The sequence below is a fragment of the Bradyrhizobium sp. Leaf396 genome, from assembly GCF_001424605.1.
GTDB lineage: Bacteria > Pseudomonadota > Alphaproteobacteria > Rhizobiales > Xanthobacteraceae > Bradyrhizobium > Bradyrhizobium japonicum_C.
In genome coordinates, this window is record NZ_LMQJ01000023.1 from 64,915 (window position 1) to 85,413 (window position 20,499).

At 64.5% G+C, this 20,499-nt stretch carries 20 protein-coding genes; 11 read left to right on the top strand and 9 right to left on the bottom strand.

What is annotated here, in order from left to right; translation table 11 throughout:
* Positions 1-12 precede the first annotated feature (12 nt).
* From ASG57_RS20485 to ASG57_RS20505, 5 genes are read left to right on the top strand one after another with little or no spacing between them, the layout of a single operon-like run.
* Positions 13-1,803 (top strand): peptide ABC transporter substrate-binding protein, encoded by a 1,791-nt coding sequence (locus ASG57_RS20485; protein WP_024337259.1) that lies wholly within the window; start codon positions 13-15, stop codon positions 1,801-1,803.
* Between the two features lie 26 nt (positions 1,804-1,829).
* On the top strand, positions 1,830-2,789 hold the full coding sequence (locus ASG57_RS20490) for an ABC transporter permease (RefSeq protein WP_057197241.1): 960 nt from the start codon (positions 1,830-1,832) through the stop codon (positions 2,787-2,789).
* Complete coding sequence (locus ASG57_RS20495) at positions 2,755-3,672, top strand: ABC transporter permease (RefSeq protein ID WP_057197470.1); 918 nt, start codon at positions 2,755-2,757, stop codon at positions 3,670-3,672. The genes ASG57_RS20490 and ASG57_RS20495 overlap by 35 nt, the downstream gene beginning before the upstream one ends.
* On the top strand, positions 3,672-4,667 hold the full coding sequence (locus tag ASG57_RS20500; RefSeq protein WP_024337261.1) for an ABC transporter ATP-binding protein: 996 nt from the start codon (positions 3,672-3,674) through the stop codon (positions 4,665-4,667). The genes ASG57_RS20495 and ASG57_RS20500 overlap by 1 nt, the downstream gene beginning before the upstream one ends.
* Positions 4,664-5,632, top strand: a complete 969-nt coding sequence (locus tag ASG57_RS20505) for an ABC transporter ATP-binding protein (RefSeq protein WP_024337262.1) — start codon at positions 4,664-4,666, stop codon at positions 5,630-5,632. The genes ASG57_RS20500 and ASG57_RS20505 overlap by 4 nt, the downstream gene beginning before the upstream one ends.
* 113 nt (positions 5,633-5,745) lie before the next feature.
* Here ASG57_RS20505 and ASG57_RS20510 read toward each other — a convergent pair whose 3' ends face one another.
* Positions 5,746-5,967, bottom strand: coding sequence for a dodecin (locus ASG57_RS20510; RefSeq protein ID WP_024337263.1), 222 nt, complete (start codon positions 5,965-5,967; stop codon positions 5,746-5,748).
* A 146-nt stretch (positions 5,968-6,113) separates the two neighbouring features.
* Between ASG57_RS20510 and ASG57_RS20515 the strand changes: the two genes are divergently transcribed.
* Entirely contained in the window at positions 6,114-6,995 is an 882-nt protein-coding gene (locus ASG57_RS20515) for a DMT family transporter (RefSeq protein ID WP_024337264.1), read from the top strand.
* A gap of 16 nt (positions 6,996-7,011) precedes the next feature.
* Here the strand turns inward: ASG57_RS20515 and ASG57_RS20520 are convergent, their stop codons facing one another.
* The 6 genes from ASG57_RS20520 to ASG57_RS20545 all read right to left on the bottom strand — a co-directional run bounded on the left by ASG57_RS20520 (position 7,012) and on the right by ASG57_RS20545 (position 14,476).
* Positions 7,012-7,569: an HNH endonuclease gene (locus tag ASG57_RS20520; RefSeq protein ID WP_008142962.1), complete on the bottom strand. Its 558-nt coding sequence runs from the start codon at positions 7,567-7,569 to the stop codon at positions 7,012-7,014.
* A gap of 203 nt (positions 7,570-7,772) precedes the next feature.
* A complete protein-coding gene (locus ASG57_RS20525; protein ID WP_057197242.1) occupies positions 7,773-8,747 on the bottom strand; it encodes a peptidyl-alpha-hydroxyglycine alpha-amidating lyase family protein in 975 nt (324 codons plus the stop codon).
* Between the two features lie 53 nt (positions 8,748-8,800).
* Positions 8,801-10,573 (bottom strand): flavin-containing monooxygenase, encoded by a 1,773-nt coding sequence (locus ASG57_RS20530; protein ID WP_057197471.1) that lies wholly within the window; start codon positions 10,571-10,573, stop codon positions 8,801-8,803.
* A gap of 134 nt (positions 10,574-10,707) precedes the next feature.
* The gene (locus ASG57_RS20535) at positions 10,708-12,288 is read right to left on the bottom strand and encodes an acyl-CoA synthetase (RefSeq protein ID WP_283806203.1); all 1,581 of its coding nucleotides are present in this window, start codon (positions 12,286-12,288) and stop codon (positions 10,708-10,710) included.
* Positions 12,285-13,469 (bottom strand): ABC transporter substrate-binding protein, encoded by a 1,185-nt coding sequence (locus tag ASG57_RS20540; RefSeq protein WP_024337268.1) that lies wholly within the window; start codon positions 13,467-13,469, stop codon positions 12,285-12,287. Before ASG57_RS20540 ends, ASG57_RS20535 begins: the two co-directional genes overlap by 4 nt.
* Positions 13,470-13,501: 32 nt before the next feature.
* Complete coding sequence (locus ASG57_RS20545; protein ID WP_024337269.1) at positions 13,502-14,476, bottom strand: NAD(P)H-dependent flavin oxidoreductase; 975 nt, start codon at positions 14,474-14,476, stop codon at positions 13,502-13,504.
* 174 nt (positions 14,477-14,650) lie between these two features.
* Between ASG57_RS20545 and ASG57_RS20550 the strand changes: the two genes are divergently transcribed.
* Entirely contained in the window at positions 14,651-15,538 is an 888-nt protein-coding gene (locus ASG57_RS20550; RefSeq protein WP_057197246.1) for a LysR family transcriptional regulator, read from the top strand.
* Here ASG57_RS20550 and ASG57_RS20555 read toward each other — a convergent pair.
* Positions 15,535-16,188 carry a DNA-3-methyladenine glycosylase family protein gene (locus tag ASG57_RS20555; protein ID WP_024337271.1) on the bottom strand — a complete coding sequence of 218 codons (654 nt, stop codon included), beginning with the start codon at positions 16,186-16,188 and terminating at the stop codon, positions 15,535-15,537. The genes ASG57_RS20550 and ASG57_RS20555 overlap by 4 nt on opposite strands.
* Positions 16,189-16,299: 111 nt before the next feature.
* Here ASG57_RS20555 and gluQRS point away from each other — a divergent pair, with 111 nt between their 5' ends.
* Both gluQRS and ASG57_RS20565 read left to right on the top strand, forming a co-directional pair.
* Positions 16,300-17,172: a tRNA glutamyl-Q(34) synthetase GluQRS gene (gluQRS, locus tag ASG57_RS20560; RefSeq protein WP_028145787.1), complete on the top strand. Its 873-nt coding sequence runs from the start codon at positions 16,300-16,302 to the stop codon at positions 17,170-17,172.
* A gap of 101 nt (positions 17,173-17,273) precedes the next feature.
* Positions 17,274-18,542 carry an ATP-binding protein gene (locus tag ASG57_RS20565; RefSeq protein ID WP_028145786.1) on the top strand — a complete coding sequence of 423 codons (1,269 nt, stop codon included), beginning with the start codon at positions 17,274-17,276 and terminating at the stop codon, positions 18,540-18,542.
* On the opposite strand, the gene ASG57_RS20570 is transcribed toward ASG57_RS20565, so the two are convergent.
* Positions 18,469-19,362, bottom strand: coding sequence for a YihY/virulence factor BrkB family protein (locus ASG57_RS20570; protein ID WP_024337273.1), 894 nt, complete (start codon positions 19,360-19,362; stop codon positions 18,469-18,471). The genes ASG57_RS20565 and ASG57_RS20570 overlap by 74 nt on opposite strands.
* Positions 19,363-19,657: 295 nt before the next feature.
* On the opposite strand from ASG57_RS20570, the gene ASG57_RS20575 reads away from it, so the two are divergent.
* On the top strand, positions 19,658-19,852 hold the full coding sequence (locus ASG57_RS20575) for a twin transmembrane helix small protein (protein ID WP_024337274.1): 195 nt from the start codon (positions 19,658-19,660) through the stop codon (positions 19,850-19,852).
* Position 19,853: 1 nt separating this feature from the next.
* The gene (locus tag ASG57_RS20580) at positions 19,854-20,426 is read left to right on the top strand and encodes a cob(I)yrinic acid a,c-diamide adenosyltransferase (RefSeq protein WP_057197248.1); all 573 of its coding nucleotides are present in this window, start codon (positions 19,854-19,856) and stop codon (positions 20,424-20,426) included.
* Positions 20,427-20,499: the final 73 nt, after the last annotated feature.

Consider the following 20,499-nt stretch of genomic DNA (forward strand, 5'->3'; position numbering starts at 1 on the left):
CGGGGGACAACCATGCTGGATAAAGAACTGCGTTCGATGATCGGCCAGGTGAAGGATGGGCGGATGGATCGCCGCGCCTTCATCCAGCGCATGGCCGCTGTCGGTCTTACCGCACCATTGGCCAACCAGATTCTCGCGCTCGGCGGTGTCGCCATGGCGCAGAGTCCTGCTGTCTATAAGCCGACCAAGCGCGGGGGCGGCGGCCCTCTCAAGCTGTTGTGGTGGCAGGGGCCGACGCTGCTGAATCCGCATTTCGCGACCGGCACCAAGGACCAGGACGGGTCGCGGCTGTTCTACGAGCCGCTCGCAAGCTGGGACGCCGACGGCAATCTCAATCCGATTCTGGCCGCAGAGATTCCCTCGGTTGCAAACGGTGGTCTCGCCGCCGATGCCAAATCGGTGGTTTGGAAAATCAAGCCGGGTGTCAAATGGCACGACGGCAAACCGCTCACCGCCGACGATTTCGTGTTCACATGGCAATATGCCAGCGATCCCGCAACGGCCGCCGTCAGCATCAGCACCTACGGTCAGATCACGGTCGAGAAGGTGAGCGATCTTTCGATTCGCATCCTGTTCAAGACTCCGACGCCGTTCTGGGCAAATGCCTTCGTCGGCGCATATGGCTGCGTTCTCCCGAAGCATCTGTTCGCGGACTACAAGGGCTCGAAGTCCCGTGAGGCGCCGAACAATCTGGCCCCCGTGGGCACCGGCCCCTACAAATTCGTGGAGTTCAAGCCGGGCGATGTGGTCCGCGGGCAGCTCAATCCCGACTACCATATGCCCAACCGGCCGCATTTCGACACGATCGAAATGAAGGGCGGCGGTGATGCAGTCTCCGCTGCGCGCGCGGTGATCCAGACCGGCGAATTCGATTTCGCCTGGAACATGCAGGTCGAGGACGACGTCCTGTTGCGCCTCGAGAAGGGCGGCAAGGGCAAGACTGTCTACGCCACCGGCGGCGACATCGAGTTCATTGCGATCAACTTCACCGACCCGCACACCGAGGTCGATGGCGAACGGTCGTCGATGAAGACCAAGCACCCGATCCTCTCGGATCCGAATGTGCGGAAGGCACTTGCCTTGCTGGTCGACCGCGAGTCCGTCAAGAAGGCGATCTACGGTCGTGCAGGCCGCACCACCGCCAACTACCTCAACGGTCCCGAGAAATTCGTTTCCAAGAACACCTCGTGGGAGTTCAACATCGAGAAGGCCTCGAAGATGCTCGACGATGCTGGATGGAAGGTCGGATCGGACGGCATCCGCGAGAAAGACGGAAAGAAGTTCAAACTTCTATACCAGACATCGACCAACGGTCCGCGCCAGAAGACCCAGGCGATCGTCAAGCAGGCCTGCCAGAAGGCCGGCATCGATGTGGAGCTGAAGTCGGTCGTTGCCTCGGTGTTCTTCTCGTCGGACGTTGCCAATCCCGACACCTACCCCAAATTCTATGCCGACATCGAGGAGTTCCAGATCCCGATGACGCAGCCGGATCCGGCGTTGCACATGCGCCGCTACATCTCCGCCAACGTGGCCACCAAGGAGAACAAATGGCAGGGGCAGAATTTCCCGCGATACGTCAACAAAGACTATGATGCCGCCATTGCGGCGGCCGAGACCGAAACCGATCCGGTCAAGCGCGCCGCGCTCTACATCAAGTGCAACGACCTGCTTTGGCAGGACACGGTGTTCATTCCGGTGATGCATCGCCTTAAGGTGGAAGCCGCGGCCAACACCCTGAGGCCAGCGCTGAGCGGCTGGGCGAACGAGACTGACAACATCCAGGACTGGTACCGGGAGGCTTGATCGCAGGCTAGACGGGGGTCCTCCCTATGAGTCAGTACGTCCTGCGTCGCCTCTTGATCGCCATTCCGAGCCTGCTGGCCATCTCGCTTGTGCTGTTCGTCGTGCTCGCGCTCGCCCCCGGCGATCCGTTCTCGGAATTGGCGACCAATCCGAACGTTCCGCCCGAAGTGCAGGCCGCACTTCGGGCCAAGTTCGGGCTCGACGATCCGATCTACCTTCGTTACCTGCACTGGCTCAACGCCATGCTGCACGGCGACTGGGGTTTCTCCTTCGTCAGCCGGATGGACGTCGACACGTTGATCCTCCAACGCCTTCCGGCCACGCTCTACGTGATCGGTTCGGCGCAGATCCTGGCGCTCCTGATCGCGATTCCCGTCGGCGTCTATGCCGCCACCAAGCCGTATTCGCTGTTCGACCAGATCGCGAATACGCTCGCCTTCGTCGGCTTCTCGCTGCCGACCTTCTTCACCGGCATTCTGTTCATCCTGATCTTCTCGGTCACGCTGGACTGGCTGCCTTTCGTCTATACCACCGACATCAAGGCGACCGGCATTCATTGGGTGCTAGAGATGATCCGGCAGGCGATCATGCCGGTGGCGGTGCTCGGCCTGTTCCAGGCGGCGTCGATGACGCGCTTCGTACGTTCGGCGATGCTCGACGTGATCCGGCTCGACTATGTCACCACGGCCCGTGCCAAGGGCCTTGGTCAGGCCACCGTCATCGTCAAGCATGTGATGCGCAACGCCATGATCCCGGTCGTCACGCTCATCGCGTTGCAGATGCCCGCGGTGTTCGGCGGCGCCATCGTCACCGAGCAGATCTTCCGCATCCCAGGCATCGGCTCGCTTCTGATCACCTCCATCCTTTCCAACGACACACCGGTGGTGATGGCCGTCACCTTCGTCTTCGCGTGCCTCGTCGTGCTGTTCAATCTCATCGCGGACGTCCTCTATGGCTTGCTTGACCCTCGCATCTCCCTCCGCTGAGCGGCGGGTCTACTCGCCCTGGCGCGAGACGTGGCGACGCTACAGCCGCCACAAGCTTGCCGTTGTCAGCGCTTTCCTGCTCCTGGTTCTTGTCCTGGCGGTGGTGTTCGGTCCGTTCGTTTGGCGGGTCAAGATCGATGAGATCGACATTGTGGCGGGTCTGCAGGGGCCGTCGCTGGCCCATCCGTTCGGTACTGACGACCTCGGGCAGGACATCCTCGCCCGCATGATCTATGGCGGGCGCATCTCGCTCGCGGTCGGTCTGGCCGCGATGCTGGTCTCGGTCTTTATCGGCGTGCTGATCGGCGCGCTGGCCGGTATGTCGCGCGGCGCGCTCGGACACGGCCTGATGTGGCTGACGGATCTGTTCCTGTCGCTGCCGCAATTGCCGCTGCTCTTGCTGCTGATCTATCTCTTCCGCGACGGGCTGAAGCAGGTGTTCGGGCCCGAAGGCGGCATCTTCATCCTGATCGTGCTGGTGATCGGGGGGCTCCGCTGGATGCCGGTCGCGCGCCTCGTGCGCGCGCAGTTCCTGTCGATCCGCGAAAAGGAATTCGTGGAGGCTGCACGTGCGCTCGGTGCAAGTCCGCTGCGGCAGGTGATAAAGCACATTCTGCCCAATGCGCTTGGTCCGGTGATCATCGCGGGCACCATCGACGTCGCCGCCGCCATCATCGCGGAATCGACGCTGTCGTTCCTCGGACTCGGCTTTCCGCCGGATACCCCGACCTGGGGCCGACTGCTGTACGATGCCAAGGATTTCCTCGATATCGGCCCGCATTGGGCGTTGTTTCCGGGCGGCGCGATCTTCATCGCGGTGGTCGCCATCAACTTCATCGGCGACGGCCTGCGTGACGCGCTCGATGCGCGGCGGGTGATCTGATGGCGCCGCTGCTCGAGATCAAGGGCCTCAAGACCCACTTCTCCACCGACGACGGCATCCTCCAGGCCGTCGACGGCGTCGACATCACCATCAACAAGGGGGAGACGCTCTGCGTCGTCGGCGAGTCCGGCTGCGGCAAGACCGTCACCGCAATGTCGATCCTGAAGCTGATCGCGATGCCGCCGGGCCGGATCGCGGCGGGCCAGATCATCTTCGAGGGCCGCGATCTCGTTCCGCTGACGAGCAATCAGCTCGATGAGATCAGGGCCAAGGAGATCGGCTTCATCTTCCAGGAGCCGATGACCTCGCTCAACCCGGTGCTCACCATCGGCGAGCAGATCGCCGAGAGCCTGCGCCGCCACGAGGCGGTGACAAGAAAACAGGCCCTGGAACGCACCATCGAGATGCTGAAGCTGGTGCAGATCCCGAACGCGGAAGGCCGCGTGCACAATTATCCGCACCAGTTCTCCGGCGGCATGCGCCAGCGCGTGATGATCGCGATGGCGCTCGCCTGCAAGCCGAAGCTGATCATCGCCGACGAGCCGACCACCGCTCTCGACGTCACCATCCAGGCGCAGATCCTCGACCTGCTCCAGGACATGAAGGACCGCTTCGGCATGGCGGTGATGCTGATCACCCATGCCATGGGCGTCGTCGCGGAGACGGCGCAGCGCGTGGTCGTGATGTATGCCGGCAAGGTGGTGGAGGAGGCGCTCGTCGACGACCTCTTCGGCGACCCCCGCCATCCCTATACGCAAGGCTTGATCCGCTCGATCCCGCGCATCGACCTCGACGCCGAGCACAAGACGCGGCTCGAGGCGATCGGCGGCTCGGTGCCGATCCTGATCAATCCGCCGGTCGGCTGTCGCTTCGCGCCGCGCTGCAAGTTCGCCATGAACGTCTGCACCGAGAGGGAGCCGCTGTTGCGCGAGATTGCGCCCGGCCATCGCATGGCCTGTCACTTGGGAGATACCGGCCTCGGAGGCGCAGCATGAGCGAACCGTTGCTGCGCGTCAGCGGCCTCAAGAAACATTTTCCCGTGCTCGGCGGCCTGCTGTCGCGGCAGGTCGGCACCGTCTATGCGGTCGACGGCGTGTCGTTCTCGGTCAACCGGGGCGAGACGCTCGGCCTCGTCGGCGAGTCCGGCTGCGGCAAATCGACGACGGGGCGCTGCGTGCTGCGCCTGATCGAGCCGACGGACGGCGAGGTCACCTTCGACGGCCAGGACGTGCGCAAGCTCGGCGGCAACGATCTGCGCGCGATGCGGCGGAACATGCAGCTGGTATTCCAGGACCCGTTCGCCTCGCTCAATCCGCGCATGACGGTCGGCGCGATCCTCGGCGAGGCCTTCACCATCCACAATCTGGCGACCTCCGCCAAGGAGCGTGAGGAGCGCGTCGCGGGCCTGCTGGTCAAGGTCGGGCTCAAGGCCGAGCACATGCGGCGCTATCCGCATGAATTCTCCGGCGGCCAGCGCCAGCGCATCGTGATCGCGCGCGCGCTCGCGGTCGAGCCGAAGCTGATCGTCTGCGATGAGCCGGTGTCCGCGCTCGACGTATCGATCCAGGCCCAGGTCATCAACCTCCTGGAGGATCTTCAGGCCGAACTGAACCTCACCTATCTCTTCGTCGCGCACGACCTCTCGGTGGTCGAGCACATCTCCGACCGCGTCGCCGTGATGTATCTCGGCCGTATCGTCGAGCTGGCGAAAGCGAGCGACCTCTACCGCACTCCGCAGCATCCCTACACCAGGGCGCTGCTGTCTGCGGTGCCGGTGCCCGACCCAAAGCTCAAGCGCGAACGCATCCGTCTCAAGGGCGACGTGCCGAGTCCGATGAAGCCGCCGTCAGGCTGTCACTTCCACACCCGCTGCCCGATCGCTCAGCCGCGCTGCGCCGAGGTCGCGCCGGAGCTGAGGGAAGGGGCGGGCGGGCACTTCGTGGCGTGTCATCTGGCCTGACCTATGTTACCCGAAGGGAGCCGGTATTCCGAAGGACTTCCGTTCACCGATGTGGGATGTGCAAACAGGTCATGTGCCGAGATAGCGGATCGGCCGCGACCTCGGGACCGCCGTCACTCCTCCAGCGTGAAGCCGACGCGCAAGGTGACTTGAAAGTGGCCGACCGTACCGTTCTCGATGTGACCGCGCGTCTGCACCACCTCGAACCACTTCATTTCGCGAACGGTCTTCGAGGCGCGGCCGATCGCGTTCTTGATCGCGTCCTCGATCGAGGTCTCGGACGATCCGACCAGGTCCAGAATCTTGTAAACGTGGTCTTTCTCGGCTGCGGGCATGATGGCCTCCCTCGGTTGTGCGGCACGCATCGACGCGTGGGCTTCCATTTGAACGACCGCCGGCCGGTCCGGTTCCGTCCTGCGCGATGCCCCCGCATGCGCCATTCGAGGTGGAGCGGCTGGTGCTGGGCTGCTAAGCGCTATCCATGGACACGGCACGGCGCGACAGGACGATCGGCTCACTCTGCCTGGGCGTGACGGCATGCGGCTGGGCACTGAACTGGCCGCTGATGAAGCTTCTGCTCCAGCAATGGCCGCCGCTGTTCGCGCGCGGCCTTGCGGGCGTTTGCGCCTCGCTCATTCTCGCCGCCCTCGTGCTGAGCCGGAAGGAGTCCTTCGCCGTTCCGCGCGAAGCCGTCCCGCGGCTTCTGTTTGCGACCTTCACCAACGTCTTCGCCTGGATGGGGCTCGGCACGGTCGCGATGAAATATGTGAGCGTGAGCGAGGGCGCTCTGCTCGCCTACACCATGCCGATCTGGGCGATGCTGTTCGCCTGGCCGGTGCTCAACACGCGGCCGGCGCCCCGGGACATTTTCGGGCTCGTCCTCGGCGTTGCCGGCGTCACGCTGCTCCTGAGCGGCAACGGCCTTGCGTTCAGCGCCGACAAGCTGCTGGGCATCGTGCTCGCGCTGCTCTGCGCCATCCTCTTCGCCCTCGGCAACGTGCTCAACCGCAAGCCGCTGCCGATGCCGCCGCTGGTCGTCGTTGTCTGGCAGGTCGGGCTCGGCTGCGCCACGATGCTGATCCTCGGCGTCGTGTTCGAGCATCCCGATATCACCGCGATTACCCCGCTGGGACTCGGCTGCTTCGCCTACATGACGCTGGTGCCGATGGGCCTCTGCTACGTCACCTGGTTCGAGACGCTGCGCCGTCTGCCACCGACCACGGCCTCGACCGGCATGCTGATCGTGCCGGTGATCGGCGTGATCTCCGCCGCCATCATTCTGGGCGAGCCGCTGGGCTATCGCGAATGGACGGCGATGGCGCTCACGCTCGGCGGCGTGACGCTCGCTCTGCAGCGGGGATAACCTGCGGAGGCCCGCCCTACGGATCGAGCTCCGTATCCCAGTAGAGATAGTCGAGCCAGCTGTCGTGCAGATAGTTCGGCGGAAACAACCGGCCGTTGCGGTGGAGCTGGTGCACGGTCGGCGCGAACGCGCTCTGGCGCGGAAACATCTTTGCTTGCGCCGGCGTCAGGTTGCCCTTGCGCAGATTGCACGGCGAGCATGCCGCGACCACGTTCTCCCAGGTGGTCTGGCCGCCTTTGCTGCGCGGGATGATGTGATCGAAGGTGAGGTCTTCTGGCGAGCCGCAATATTGGCAGGCGAAACGATCGCGCAGGAAGACGTTGAAACGGGTGAAGGCCGGATGAGTGGTCGGCTTGACGAATGATTTGAGCGAGACGACGCTGGGAAGCTGCATCTGCAGCGTGGGACTGTGGACCGCCTGATCGTAATGCGCGACGATGTTGACGCGGTCGAGGAACACCGCCTTGATCGCGTCCTGCCACGACCACAACGACAGTGGGTAGTAACTCAGCGGCCGGAAGTCCGCATTCAGCACCAACACCGGCCAACTGCCTTGCGAGACATGTGCGTTCAAGTAACGCTCCCGGCCTCCAATGTACGCTGCGAAGCAGCATGTAGTGACATACTACATGCAGCGTGACGGGATTGTGAAGCCCGTTGAGCGACTTATTCAGGCGCGAGCAATGCGGCGGCGGGGTGGCAAAAGCGGTCAAAACGCTGCGATCCCGGCGGGCGTGTGAAACCGCTTGTCCGCACCTCATGGACTTGCAATGGCGGCTACTCCCGTACCCGCTCCAGCTTCTGCAGGCACCGCGTCGTGCGCACCGCGGCCGGCATCTTCTCGTCCGGAAAGCTGGACTGCCAGTTGGTGACGCCGACCTCGCCGACATAAATGTCGCCCTTGGAGTCCAGTGCGATGCCATGCGGTGCCAGGAACTTGCCGCTGGCAAGGCCCGGACCTTCCTCGCCGCCCAACCGTGCGATGCGATTTCCCTTGGCGTCCACGATCGACAGTCGGGGGCCGAGATTGGGTACATTGCGGTTGATGGAAAGGCCGGGGCCGAGTTCGCCGATCACGAAGGTGGGACTCCTGCCGCCGTAGCAGCACAGCGCACAGGGCCGATGCAGATTGTTCCACTGCGTCTCGTACTTGCCCTCGCCGTTGAACACTTGCACGCGATGGTTCTCGCGGTCGGCGACATAGACCCAGCCGTCGGCGTCTGTGGCGATATTGTGCACGATATTGAACTGGCCGGGATCGGTGCCCGGCTCGCCCCAGCTTTTTATCAGCTTGCCGTCCGGCGTGAACTTGTGCACGCGGGCGTTGCCGTAACCGTCGGAGACGTAGATCTCGCCCTTCGGCGAGAGCGCAGTGTGGGTGCAGCGGTGGAACGGCTCGCCGCTCATGAACGGCGCCGGCTTTGCCGGGATGCCGATCGTGAGCAACACCTTTCCTTCCGCAGTGCATTTTCGCACGGTGTGATCGCCGTCGTCGGTGCAATAGAGATGGTCGTCGGCATCGATGTGCAGTCCGTGCGCGCGGGAGAACAGGCCTTCGCCCCAACTGCGCAAAAAGTTTCCCTCGCGATCCAGCACCACCATCGGGTGTGCGCCGCGGTTGAAGACGTAGATGCGGTCCTTGCTGTCAACGGCGACCGAGGCGACGTCCGTGAGCTGCCAGCCGTCCGGGAGCTTGGCGAAGTCTTCGACAACGCGGTAGCGGTGCTCGCCGGCGCCGAGAATGGCGGGCATTGGTCTCTCCTCACCCGTTGCAGAGATACGCATCGCGTCCAACGACGCGAGGGTTAAGCCGTGCCCTCCTCACGCCCCAAAATCCCTTCCTCGATGGCCTTGATCTGGAGCGCGAGGTATTTCGAATTGATGCGGCATTGTGCGAGGCTGCCGGCGATGAACCAGAGGCCGGGTTGCTTCGTGCGCGCATACATGTTGCGCAGCTCGAAGCCGTCGCCGAAGCCCCAGATCGGGCCGACACGGTCGGCGACACCATCGCCGAACAGCTTTCTCACCAGATATTCCTGCGGCTTGTAGCCGGTCGAAAGCACGATGAGGTCGGCCGCAATGGTCGAGCCGTCCTTCATCCGGGCGCCCTCGGCAACGAAGCTGTCGATATCGGAGAACTGCTTGAGCCTGATCTTGCCCTCGAGGATCAGGTTCGAGCAGCCGACGTTGAAATAATACCCGCCGCCGCGGGTGAGGTATTTGAACTGCCAGCCGGTCCCAGCCTCGCCGAAGTCGAGCTTGAAGCCGACGCGGGCGAGGCCCTCGAGCAGCTCCTTGTCGAGCTCCTTCGACTGCTCGGTCAGCATCACGTGCGTCTTCTTCGCCAGCGGCGTCGGCATCGACGCCGCGATCAGATCATTGTCCTCGAGCGTACCCTCGTTGTAGGTGGCGTAAGCGAGCTGCGCTGAGGGCTCGATGTTGGTAACGAGTGTCGGCGAGCGCTGGACCAGCGTCACTTCGGCGCCGCTGGAATACAGGTCCTGCGCGATGTCGTGGCCGCTGTTGCCGGTGCCGATGACGATGGCGCGCTTGCCGGTCCAGTTCTCACCGTCTTCGTAGCGGCTCGAATGCACCAGCGTGCCCTTGAAATTGGAAAGCGTCGGAATGTCCGGAATATTGGCGATGCCGCTGACGCCGGTCGCCATGATCACATGGCGCGGATGCATGGTGCGTCGGCTGCCATCGGCACGGCGCAGCCTCACGGTCCAGTGGCCCTTCGCCTCCTCGTACGCGCCGCCTTCGAACTCGGTGCCGGTCCAGAAGTTCAGCTCCATGGCATCGACGTAAGCTTCGAACCAGTTGGCGAGCTTGTCCTTCGGGATGTAGGTCGGCCAGTTCGGCGGGAACGGCATGTAGGGGAGATGATTGACCTGCACCTGGTTGTGCAGGGTGAGCGCGTGATAGCGCTTGCGCCAATTGTCCCCGATCCGCGCCTCGCGATCGACGATCAGCGTGTCGACCTTCAATTGCTTCAGCCGCGCCGCTATCGCAAGCCCAGCCTGGCCGCCGCCAACCACCAGCACGGCCGGGTCGCGGTCGGCGTAGTCGCGCGAGGCGTTGCGGAGATCGAGCCAGTTCGGCCCGCGGAAATCGCGGGAATAGGCCTGACCGCGCGGCCGGGAGGTGCCGAGCTGTTCCTCGTAGCCTTTCAATTCATCGAGGGCGGTCAGCAGCGTCCATGCCTTCAGGCGGTCGCCGTCGGCAGGGTCCGGGACGAGCCGCACGATGCCGCTGCCGCGGCCGATTGCGGTCTCGAAATCGAAGATCGCTTCGATGGTATTGGTGCCGGCGCGGGTAACCCAGCGTGGCGGCGCGCGGTTCGGAGCGATCCTGAAATTGGTCGGCGCGGCCTTGGGCGCGCGCGCGGCCAATTCCCGCGTGATCGGATCGGCGCCCGCGATCGTCTGCAGGTTCCAGCTCAGCGCCAGTACGTCGCGCCAGAAGCCGTCTGCAAGGAAGAGGCGCTTCAGGGCGGCATCAGGCTTGCCCAGGGCGCGCTCGAATTCATCGAGCCAGGACTGTGCGGAGACGTAAATATCCTTGGTCTTGTCCAGCATGCGCGACCTCATGGCGGCCTTCGCGGCGTTTCCTCTGAGGCTGACGCTATACGCTTTCGCAGACCGCCAAAAGCCGGTGACCCGAGTAATGCCGGCATATAGCCCTGCTCGGGCGGAATAGGCCGCGTGATTCTTCAAGCCCGGGATTTCGGGGCCGCCGGCTCAGGCCCGTCCGGTTTCCAGTCCGCCCAATAGGGATCGCGCAGCTTGCGCTTGAAGATCTTCCCGGTTGCCTCGCGCGGCATCGCATCCAGGAACTGGACTTCCTTGGGCACCTTGAAGTTGGCCAGCCGCTCGCGCAGAAAGGCCTGCACCGCGGCAGCTGAGAGCTGCACGCCCCTTTCCGGCTCGATGCAGGCGCACAGCCGTTCGCCATATTCCGCATCCGGGATGCCGAACACGGCGCAGTCGCGCACCCCATGCATCCCGATCAGCACGTTCTCGATCTCGGCGGGGTAGATGTTGACCCCGCCTGATATCACCATGTCGCGCTTGCGGTCGCACAGGAACAGATAGCCGTCCTCGTCGAGATAGCCGACGTCGCCGACACTGACCAGACCGTCGCGCCCTGCTTCCGCCCGGGCTTGCGCCTTACCGTGATAATCAAAGTCGGGCACCGCCCTCTGGCGCATGTAGATCTCGCCGACTTCGCCAGCGCCGCACTGGCTGCCGTCGTCGCGGAAGATCCTGATGATGCCGCCCTCGATTGCCCGGCCGACCGTGCCGGGCTTCTTCAACGCTTCCTCGGCCGAGTGCCAGACCGGAATCCCGGTCTCGGTCGAGCCGAAATATTCGTTGATGACGGGTCCCCACCAATCGATCATCGCCTTCTTCACCTCGGGCGGGCCGGGCGCGGCGCCGTGCACGACGAAGCGCAGCGACGACAGGTCGTAGCGCCGCCTGACTGTGTCAGGAAGGCGCAACAGCCGGACGAACATGGTCGGTACCATGTGGATATGCGTCACACGGTGGCGCTCGATCAGAGCCAGCAGTTCCTCTGCCTCGAACCGCGGCTGCAGGACGATCGTGCAGCCGTTGCGGAACGCCATCATGCCATAGGAGTGCGGGGCCGAGTGGTACATGGGCCCGTTGATCAGCACGACCTGGCCCTCGCGCGGCTTGATGCCGTATGTGATCGCGCCGACGCGTTCTGATGCGGCGGCCTGATCCGGCTGCATCGGCATCCGGCGCACGCCCTTCGGCATGCCGGTGGTACCGGACGTATAGATCATTGCGGCAGCTCGCCTCGGCGGCTCCTGTGATTCCGGGTGATCCTCCCGCCAGCGATCCCAATCGGTCATTCCGGACGGGACCTGCGCCAGCGCCGCGGGCACGGCGAACGTAGCCTTGAGTTCGGGCGGGGTCTCGACCACGAGGAGGCGGAAGTCTGGTGGCAGGCCGGAGCGGATTTGCGGCAGCAGGTCGGCGTGGCAAACCAGGATGTTTGCGCCGCTATCGGCCAAAATGTATCGGACCTCTTCGGCCTTGAGATGCCAGTTGATCGGCACCACCGGGCTCCCCAGGGCGGCCGAAGCTGCCACCACCTCGAACAGGGCGAAATCGTTACGCAGCATCATTGCGACAGGTGCGCCCTCGGCAAGGCCAAGCGCGCGAAACCCGCTGGCGGCGCGTCTGATGCGTGCCTGGATTTCGCTGTAGCTAATCCGGCGGTCGCCGCTGATGATCATGGGCCTATCCTCCTTCCGGGATGTCAGCGGTCATCCAGCACGTCGCCGAATCCCACCCAGCTCTTGCCATTGAAGCGCCGGAGCCTCAGCTGCTGGAAAGGAAGATAATCGTCGGGCCCGGTCGCAACCGTTATGCCCGGTAGCAGCAACGGCAGCTGGACGTCCTTGAGCGAGGCTGCCTGGCGCATGATGTTGTCGCGGCTGAAGTCATCCTTGCAGGCCTTGAGTACGGTCATGAGCAGGGTCGCATAATGATAGCCGGCCGCATAGTTGGAGTTGGAGAGGTCGGCGGCGGGCATGTATTGCTTCATGAACGCGAAGTATTCCTTCACGCCAGGATCGTCGGCCCATTGCGGATCCATCGTGTCCTTTTGATTGCTGGACGAGATCAGGCCGACCGCGTTGTCGAGCCCAGCCGGCTCCAGGAACGAGATCGACGAGGCCGAGGTCGGCACGAAGAACAGTTCGGGTTTCCAGCCGAGCTCGGCTACGCCCTTGATCATCTGCGAGGTGAACTTTCCGAGCACGACCCCGAACAGCACGTCGGCGCCCGAAGCCTTCAAGGCCGATAGCTGCGAGCTGATCGTCGGCGCGCTGGTCTCGTATGTCGCTTCGGCCACGATCATGCTGTTGGCCTTGTCGCCGAGCGCGCGCTTGAAGCCTGCCACATAGTCGCGGCCGAAATCGTCGTTCTGGGACAGGATGGCGATCTTGGCGCCCGGCTTGGTGCGCAGCACGTGCTTGGCATAGACCACGCCCTCGGATTCGTAGGCGGCCATGCCGGGCATGGTCCACGGATATTTCTGCGGATCGGCCCATTTCGTCGCGCCGGAGAGCACGAACAGCTGGGGCACCTTCTTGCCGTTGAGATAGCGCTGCACGGCGCTGTTGGTGGCGGTGCCGAGCGAGCCGAACATCATCAGCACTTCGTCCTGCTCCACCAGCTTGCGGGTCTGCTCGACCGTCTTGGGCGGAGAGTAGGCATCGTCCAGCGTGATGAACTTGACCTTGCGACCGTTGATGCCGCCCTCGGCATTGATCTTCTCGAAGAAGGCTTCTTGCGTCCGCCCGATCGTGCCGAAGCCGGAGGCAGGGCCGCTATAAGGCAGGGTCTGCCCGATGCGGATCTCGCCGGCGCCTTCGGCATGGGCGCCGCTCGCGCCAAGTGTCAGCAACGATAGTCCGATCAGTGCGGCTGCCTGCTTCATGATGTCCTCCCGTGTTTATTCAGTCCGAGACGTCAGGCGCTCACGCGCATCAGGAAATCGCGCCGCGCCTGGTCGAATTCCCCCTTCATGCGCTCGACGAGCTCGGCGACCGGCGGGGCATCCACGATCTGGCCGATACCCTGGCCTGATCCCCAGATGTCGCGCCACGCTTTCGATTTCATGTTGCCGCCGGAGCCGAAATTCATCTTCGATTTGTCGGCAGCGGGAAGATTGTCCGGGTCCAGCCCTGCGGCCGCGATTGAGGGGCCCAGGTAATTGCCGTGCACGCCGGTGAACAGGTTGGTGTAGACGATGTCGTGCGCGGCGTGCCGCGTCAGCGCGGACTTGTAGGCGTCGTCCGCATTGGCTTCCTGGGTCGCGATGAAACGCGTGCCCATATAGGCGAGGTCGGCGCCGAGCGTCAGCGCGGAGGCGATGCCGAAGCCGTCACTGATCGCGCCCGACAGCAGGATCGCTCCACCAAACCACTGCTTGACTTCGCGCACCAATGCGAAGGGCGACAGCGTGCCGGCGTGTCCGCCCGCACCGGCGCAGACCAGGATCAGGCCGTCTACGCCCTGCTCGGCGGCTTTCCGCGCATGCTTGACGTTGATGACGTCGTGGAACACCAGCCCGCCATAAGAATGCGCGGCTTCAACAATCTCCGCCGGCGGCCGCAGCGAGGTGATGATGATCGGCGCCTTGTGCTTCACGCAGATCTCCATGTCCTTCATCAGTCGATCGTTGGAGGCATGGCAGATCTGGTTGACGGCGTAGGGGGCGACCTTCTTGCCGGGATTGCGCGATCTGTATTCCCCGAGCTCGTCCTCGATGCGGCTCAGCCACTCGTCGAGCTTCTCGACTGGGCGGGCATTGAGTGCAGGAAAGGAGCCGACGACGCCCGCCTTGCACTGGGCGATCACCAGCTCCGGCCCGGAAACGATGAAGAGGGGAGAGCCGACGACGGGCAGTTCCAGCGAATCCTTCAAGAGAGTGGGCAGCGCCATCTTGTCCTCCCGAAACGCGGCCCGCCGGCGGGCGGACGACGTGACGTTTCCTGTTGATTGTCGTGCGGGCGGAGTGCCGCCGGTTGCGGATTGACGGCCACTATAAGGTTGGACGGCGCGGTCCGGCCGTTCAATAATGAACGAAGGGCCATTCAAATGTGAACGGAGCTGCCGATGGACTGGGACCTTTGCAAGACCTTTGTCGCAGTCGCCGACACCGGCAGCTTCACCGCTGCCGCGCGCCGGCTGCACACCAGCCATCCTACGGTCAGCCGCAAGATCGCGGCCCTCGAAGCCCAGCTCGGCACGCGATTGGTGGCGCGCGCCGCAGATGGCCTGGCGCTGACCGCGGATGGAAGGACCTTGCGCGAGCACGCCGAGGCGATGGCGGCCGCGGCGCTACGGGCTGAGACCGCGGTGGCGGCGGGAGGGCACAGGGCGCGCGGCATCGTCAAGCTGTCGATCGGCGCGACGCTGGCCTCGCACTGGCTGATGCCGCGGTTGCCGACCTTCCTGCGTGCGCACGATCATATCCAGCTCGAGATCATCACTCATCCGTTTCCGGCAAGCGTACGCCGGCGTGAGGCCGACGTGGTGCTGCGGCCAGTCGACAGTGGAGAGGAGAATCTGGTCGGCCGCAAGATCGGCCGTCTCGGCACCGGCTTCTATGCCTCGCGCGACTATGCCGCCGGCCGGTCCCTGCCGGAGCGCCGCGGCGATTGGAAGGAGCACAGCGTCATCGGCTTCGCCGACCAAGCATCCAATGTGCAGCTCGCGCGCTGGAGCGATGTCGTCACGCAACAGGCGAGGGTGGTGATGCGCTGCTCGTCCCAGGGGGACATGCTGGCGGCGGTTCGTGCCGGAATTGGCATCTCCGCGCTGTCATGCTTCGTCGCTGAAACCTATTCGGATCTCGTGCGCGTCGCTCCGCAGAAGCTCGCGAGTATCGCCGATCTCTGGCTGCTGGCCCATCCCGACCTCGTGGAGCTCCCGGCGGTGCGCGCCGTGGTCGATTTCGTCGCCGAATGCGCCCGGGCCGACCGCGCCAGGCTGCGCGGCTAGCCTGATCCCGCCAGCACGCCCTCTCGCTTCTTCACGGCGCGGTAATAGCTCCACCACAGATGCGCCGCCGCACCGCGCAGCGGGCGCCAGGGTTCGGCGAGCGGTGCCATCTGCTTCTCCGTCGGTCGCGCCTTGAGGCCTAGCCCGATCCGGATGCCCTCCTGCACGGCGAGGTCGCCGGCCGGCCAGGCATCGCCATGGCCCAGGCAGAACAGCAGGTAGACGTCGGCGGTCCAGGGGCCGATGCCGGGCAGCGCGATCAGCGTGTGATGGGCGGCATCGGCATCTTCCTCCGCGAGCACGTCGAGGTTCAGCCGCTCGGCGGCGATCTCGCGGGCGAGATGTTTGAGCGTCTTGATCTTGGCGGCGGAGAGGCCGAGCCGTCCCAGCCGGTCGGTGCGGGCCCGTCGCACGGCATCGTGATCAAACGGATCGAAGGCGGCCGAAAGACGTCCCCAGATCGCCGCGGCGCTCGCGGTGGAAAGCTGCTGCCCGCAGACGATGTGCGCGAGCCCGGTAAAGCCCGGCTCGCGCCGCCGCAGCGCCGGCATGCCTGCGATCTCCAGAATCGGCTTCAGCCGCGGATCGCGCTTGATCAGCGCGTGGACGGCCTCTTCGAGATCGGACTGGGTTTCGAGATGGATGGTCATGGTGTTTGGCTCGTGCTGCGCGGGCTTGACCCGTGCATCCATCTCCTATCGTAACAGAGTCCTTGGACGATGGATGGCCGGGTCAAGCCCGGCCATGACGAGATTCATCTGATGGCACAACCCGTTTTCCGATTTGCCCCCAGCCCCAATGGCCTCCTGCATCTCGGCCACGCCTATTCCGCGCTGCTCAACTTTGATCGCGCGCAAGAGACCGGCGGGCGGATGTTGCTGCGGATCGAGGACATCGATGCGACACGCTGCCGGCCGGACTATGAGACGGCGATCTACGAGGATCTCGACTGGCTCGGAATTGCCTGGGAGACGCCGGTGCGACGGCAGTCGGAGCATCTCGCCGACTATCGTGCTGCGTTGGAAAAGCTGTCTGCGCTTGGTCTCGTCTATCCCGCCTTCGAAAGCCGCGCCGAGATCGCAAGGCTCATCGCCGCGCGCGAGGTGGAAGGGCCATGGCCGCGCGATCCCGACGGTGCGCCGCTTTATCCCGGCGCCGCCAGATCACTGTCGGCCGACGAGCGGTCGCAGTTGATCGCCTCGGGCGCGCCGTATGCGCTGCGGCTCGACATGCCTGCCGCCTGCCGCCGTGCCGCCCGTCTGAGTTGGAATGAACTCGGCGAGGGGCCGGCCGGCGAGTACGGCATCGTCGCGGCGCGGCCGGAGGCGTGGGGCGACGTGATCCTGGCCCGCAAGGAGACGCCGACCAGCTACCATCTGTCGGTGGTGGTCGACGACGCGCTCCAGGGCGTCAGCGAGATCGTGCGGGGCCGGGACCTGTTTTACGCCACCGCGGTGCACCGCTTGCTCCAGGTCCTGCTCGGCCTGCCGGAGCCCGCCTACCGCCATCACCGGCTGATTCGCGATGAGGCGGGCCGGAAGCTGTCGAAATCGAGCCGGTCGACCGGTTTGCGTGCCTTGCGCGCGGCCGGAGTCACGCCCGCTCGCATCCGCCAGCTGATGGGATTAGATTAAGTTTCTCTGGGGGTTAGCAAAACGTCGCCGTGACTCCGGGTGTTCCTCCGTGCCATGCTTGGCCAGCGCGGGGTTCGAAGAGAGTACTTCGAAGGGGATTCATGGCGGCGAAAACGCGTCCAGTGCGCACAACACGGACGTCCAGGCGGCTGCCTCGAAAGCGGTCCGGGACGGCCGGAAAGGCGCGTAAGCGCAGCAACACGACCGTCGCGCCGGGCGTGGTCCAGGCAGCGCTGGCTGCCTTTGCTCATGAGGTCCGCACCCCCCTGACCGGCATTCTGGCGATCAGCGACCTGCTCGCGACGTCAGATCTCGGGGAACGAGAGCGGCGCTGGGCCGACACCATCAAGGCCGGTGCCGAGCACCTGGCGAGCCTTGCCACGCTGTTCGTGGACGCTGCCCGAACCGGCAAGGGAACGGGGAAGGGTGGCAGCAAGCTGCGGCAGGACCTGTTTGACCTGAGGACGCTTGCCCGCAGCGCCGGCGATTCGCTGACCGGCCGCGCCGCTGCCAAGGGTCTCCAGGCCGAGGTTGATATCTCCGAAAAGCTTCCCGGACTTGTGGTCGGTGATCCCGTCCGCCTGCGCGCCGCGCTCGAGAACCTGATCGACAACGCGGTGAAATTCACCGACCAAGGCGGCGTGGCGCTCGCCGTCGCGCCATGGCGTCCCGGTAAAGGTCGAGCGAAGGGCAAAGGCAGGGTCGGCGTCGCCTTCGAGGTGTCCGACAGCGGCATCGGCCTCACCATGGCCGAGATCAAGCGGCTGTTCCGCCCGTTCACCCAGGCCAATGTCACCATCGCCTCGCGCTTCGGCGGCGCCGGCTTGGGGCTTTCCTCGGTCAAGCAATTGGCGCGTGCGATGGGCGGCGACATCACGGTCGCACCGCGTCGCGGTGGCGGTGCCACTTTCACATTGACGGTGTCGCTGGATGCGGCAGGATCGGGCAAGAGCCGCAAGGCGAAGGACGGCAGCGAGCCCGAGGCGATCGCCGCCCTTCGCGTGCTCAGCGTCGAGGATAATCCGTTCGGCCGCGTCGTGCTCAACACCATTCTGACCGAGCTTGGCCATCATGCCGAGTTCATCGGGCGCGGCGAGGATGCCGTGAACCGGCTGGAGCAGGGCGCATTCGACGCGGTGCTGATGGACATGGTGCTGCCGGGCATCGATGGCGTCGAAGCTATCCGGCGGATCCGGACCCTGCCGTCTCCGCTGGCTCAGATCCCGATCATCGGCGTGTCCGGCCGCGGCGAGGACGAGGCGGCCTCGCGCGAGGCCGGTGCCGACGCCTTCCTTGTCAAGCCTGTGTCTCCCCGGGCTTTAGCGACTGCGCTGCTTGAAGCGACACGCCGTGAGGAAGCCGAGACTTGATGATCGCGGCGTTGAGCTCGCCGCCGTAAACGAAGATCGCGGCGATGAAATACAGGAACACCAGCGCGATGATCACCGAGGCGAGGCCCGCATACATCGTCACGTAATTGTTGGCGAAGCGCGCCAGATACTGTCCGAAGACGATGCCGGAGATCAGCGACGCCACCACGGTGAAGATGATGCCCGGCATGATCTGGAGGAAGCTGCGTCTCCCCGCCGGCAGCCAAGCGTGCAGGATGAACAGCGCCAACACCAGCGCGCTGATGGTGATGCCGTAGCGCAGCCAGGTGAGAATGCTTTCGTTCGATTCGACGAACAGTGGAATGTGGCGCCGTGCGGCCTCGATGATCAGCGGACCGAGCACGATCAGGAACGCCATCGCGAGCGCAGTGAAGGCTGCGATGAGCGTGTAGGCAATGGATTCCAGCCGCAGCCAATACCAGCTCCGCATCTCCACCACCGCGTAGGCACGGTTGAGCGCCACCCGCAGCGCCTCGACGCCATTGGAAGCGAAATAGACCGACAGCGCCGCGCCGATGGTCAGAAGTCCGGTGCGGGTAGTGGTGAGCACGTCATGGACCTCGCCCGAGATGGAATCGGCGACCTGCTTGGGCCAGACCTGAAGCATCAGGCTGGCGGCCTGATCGGCAAGCTCCTTGGAGCCGAAGAAGCCGGCGAGCGAGGTCAGCACGATCAGGAACGGGAACAGCGCCATCAGCGTCGACAGCGCGATGTGGCTTGCGATCGCCCAGCCGTCATCGGCGAGGAACGTGTAGAACGCGTCCATCACCACAGCGTAGATGTAGCGGATCGCTTTCATGCCCGGCCTAAACGACTGCTCTCTCCCCCCGCACGCAGGGAGAGGTCAGGACAGCTGGCAATGAGCGCAAATCGGTAATCATGGTGCTACCATCTGATATTATCGGTCCGAAAGCCAGTTCGCGAAGCGCCCTGCCGTCATTCCGGGGGGCGCGAAGCGCGAGCCCGGAATCCATCTGGCCGCAGGCAGGTAGCCCGATGGATGCCCGGCTCGCGCTTCGCATCGCCCCGGAATCACGCCGGAGGCTGTCGCGGCGCCATGGCGCATCCGTGCACACGGTGTTATCTACCCTCAAATGGCATCTCTCCTGAGTACTTTCATCCTGCCGGCGGCAGCCGGCGCCGTGGCGTTGGTGTTGCTGCTCGGGCTCATCAACATGATGCGTGGCGGCTCGCCTAACACCTCGCAGAAGCTGATGCGCTGGCGCGTACTGCTTCAGTTCGTGGCGATCATCATCGCGATGGCCGCGGTCTGGGCGATGGGACGCTGACATGGTCGTATTGAACCGCATCTACACGAAGACCGGCGACGACGGCACGACGGCGCTGGGAACCGGTGAGCGCCGCCCCAAATACGATCTGCGCATCGAGGCCTATGGCACCGTTGACGAGACCAATGCCGTAATCGGCGTGGTCAGGCTCCACACCCGGGACATGCCCGAACTCGATGCGATGCTCGGCCGCATCCAGAATGATCTGTTCGATCTCGGTGCCGATCTCGCCGTGCCCGAACGGGAGGGGAAAGCCGAGCGGCTGCGGGTGGTGGCGAGCCAGGTCGAACGGCTCGAGCGCGACATCGACAAGCTCAACGACAAGCTCGCGCCGCTGACCTCCTTCGTGCTTCCGGGTGGCACGCCCGCCGCTGCCCATCTGCATGTGGCCCGAACGATATGCCGCCGGGCGGAACGTGTGATCGTGGAACTGGCGGCTCGGCCAGCCGAGACGGTTAACGCGGCTGGCATTCACTATATGAATCGCCTGTCCGACTTCCTGTTCGTGGCCAGCCGTGCTGCCAACGGCAATGGCGCCGGCGACGTGCTCTGGGTTCCCGGCCAGAACCGCTGACCCATCGCGCGCCCGCATCTCAGAGGGCCAAAATTAGAGCCGTTCGCGCGTTGACCGGGGCAGATCGGGCCTT

Coding starts and splice junctions, on each gene's coding strand:
- ASG57_RS20505 (WP_024337262.1), top strand. CDS start 4,664: ATGAGCGAACCGTTGCTGCGCGTCAGCGGCCTCAAGAAACATTTTCCC.
- ASG57_RS20490 (WP_057197241.1), top strand. CDS start 1,830: ATGAGTCAGTACGTCCTGCGTCGCCTCTTGATCGCCATTCCGAGCCTG.
- ASG57_RS20550 (WP_057197246.1), top strand. CDS start 14,651: ATGGACTGGGACCTTTGCAAGACCTTTGTCGCAGTCGCCGACACCGGC.
- ASG57_RS20530 (WP_057197471.1), bottom strand. CDS start 10,573: ATGCTGGACAAGACCAAGGATATTTACGTCTCCGCACAGTCCTGGCTC.
- ASG57_RS20485 (WP_024337259.1), top strand. CDS start 13: ATGCTGGATAAAGAACTGCGTTCGATGATCGGCCAGGTGAAGGATGGG.
- ASG57_RS20510 (WP_024337263.1), bottom strand. CDS start 5,967: ATGCCCGCAGCCGAGAAAGACCACGTTTACAAGATTCTGGACCTGGTC.
- ASG57_RS20570 (WP_024337273.1), bottom strand. CDS start 19,362: ATGAAAGCGATCCGCTACATCTACGCTGTGGTGATGGACGCGTTCTAC.
- ASG57_RS20565 (WP_028145786.1), top strand. CDS start 17,274: ATGGCGGCGAAAACGCGTCCAGTGCGCACAACACGGACGTCCAGGCGG.
- ASG57_RS20495 (WP_057197470.1), top strand. CDS start 2,755: ATGGCTTGCTTGACCCTCGCATCTCCCTCCGCTGAGCGGCGGGTCTAC.
- ASG57_RS20545 (WP_024337269.1), bottom strand. CDS start 14,476: ATGGCGCTGCCCACTCTCTTGAAGGATTCGCTGGAACTGCCCGTCGTC.
- ASG57_RS20500 (WP_024337261.1), top strand. CDS start 3,672: ATGGCGCCGCTGCTCGAGATCAAGGGCCTCAAGACCCACTTCTCCACC.
- ASG57_RS20580 (WP_057197248.1), top strand. CDS start 19,854: ATGGTCGTATTGAACCGCATCTACACGAAGACCGGCGACGACGGCACG.
- ASG57_RS20575 (WP_024337274.1), top strand. CDS start 19,658: ATGGCATCTCTCCTGAGTACTTTCATCCTGCCGGCGGCAGCCGGCGCC.
- ASG57_RS20540 (WP_024337268.1), bottom strand. CDS start 13,469: ATGAAGCAGGCAGCCGCACTGATCGGACTATCGTTGCTGACACTTGGC.
- ASG57_RS20525 (WP_057197242.1), bottom strand. CDS start 8,747: ATGCCCGCCATTCTCGGCGCCGGCGAGCACCGCTACCGCGTTGTCGAA.
- ASG57_RS20515 (WP_024337264.1), top strand. CDS start 6,114: ATGGACACGGCACGGCGCGACAGGACGATCGGCTCACTCTGCCTGGGC.
- ASG57_RS20555 (WP_024337271.1), bottom strand. CDS start 16,188: ATGACCATCCATCTCGAAACCCAGTCCGATCTCGAAGAGGCCGTCCAC.
- gluQRS (WP_028145787.1), top strand. CDS start 16,300: ATGGCACAACCCGTTTTCCGATTTGCCCCCAGCCCCAATGGCCTCCTG.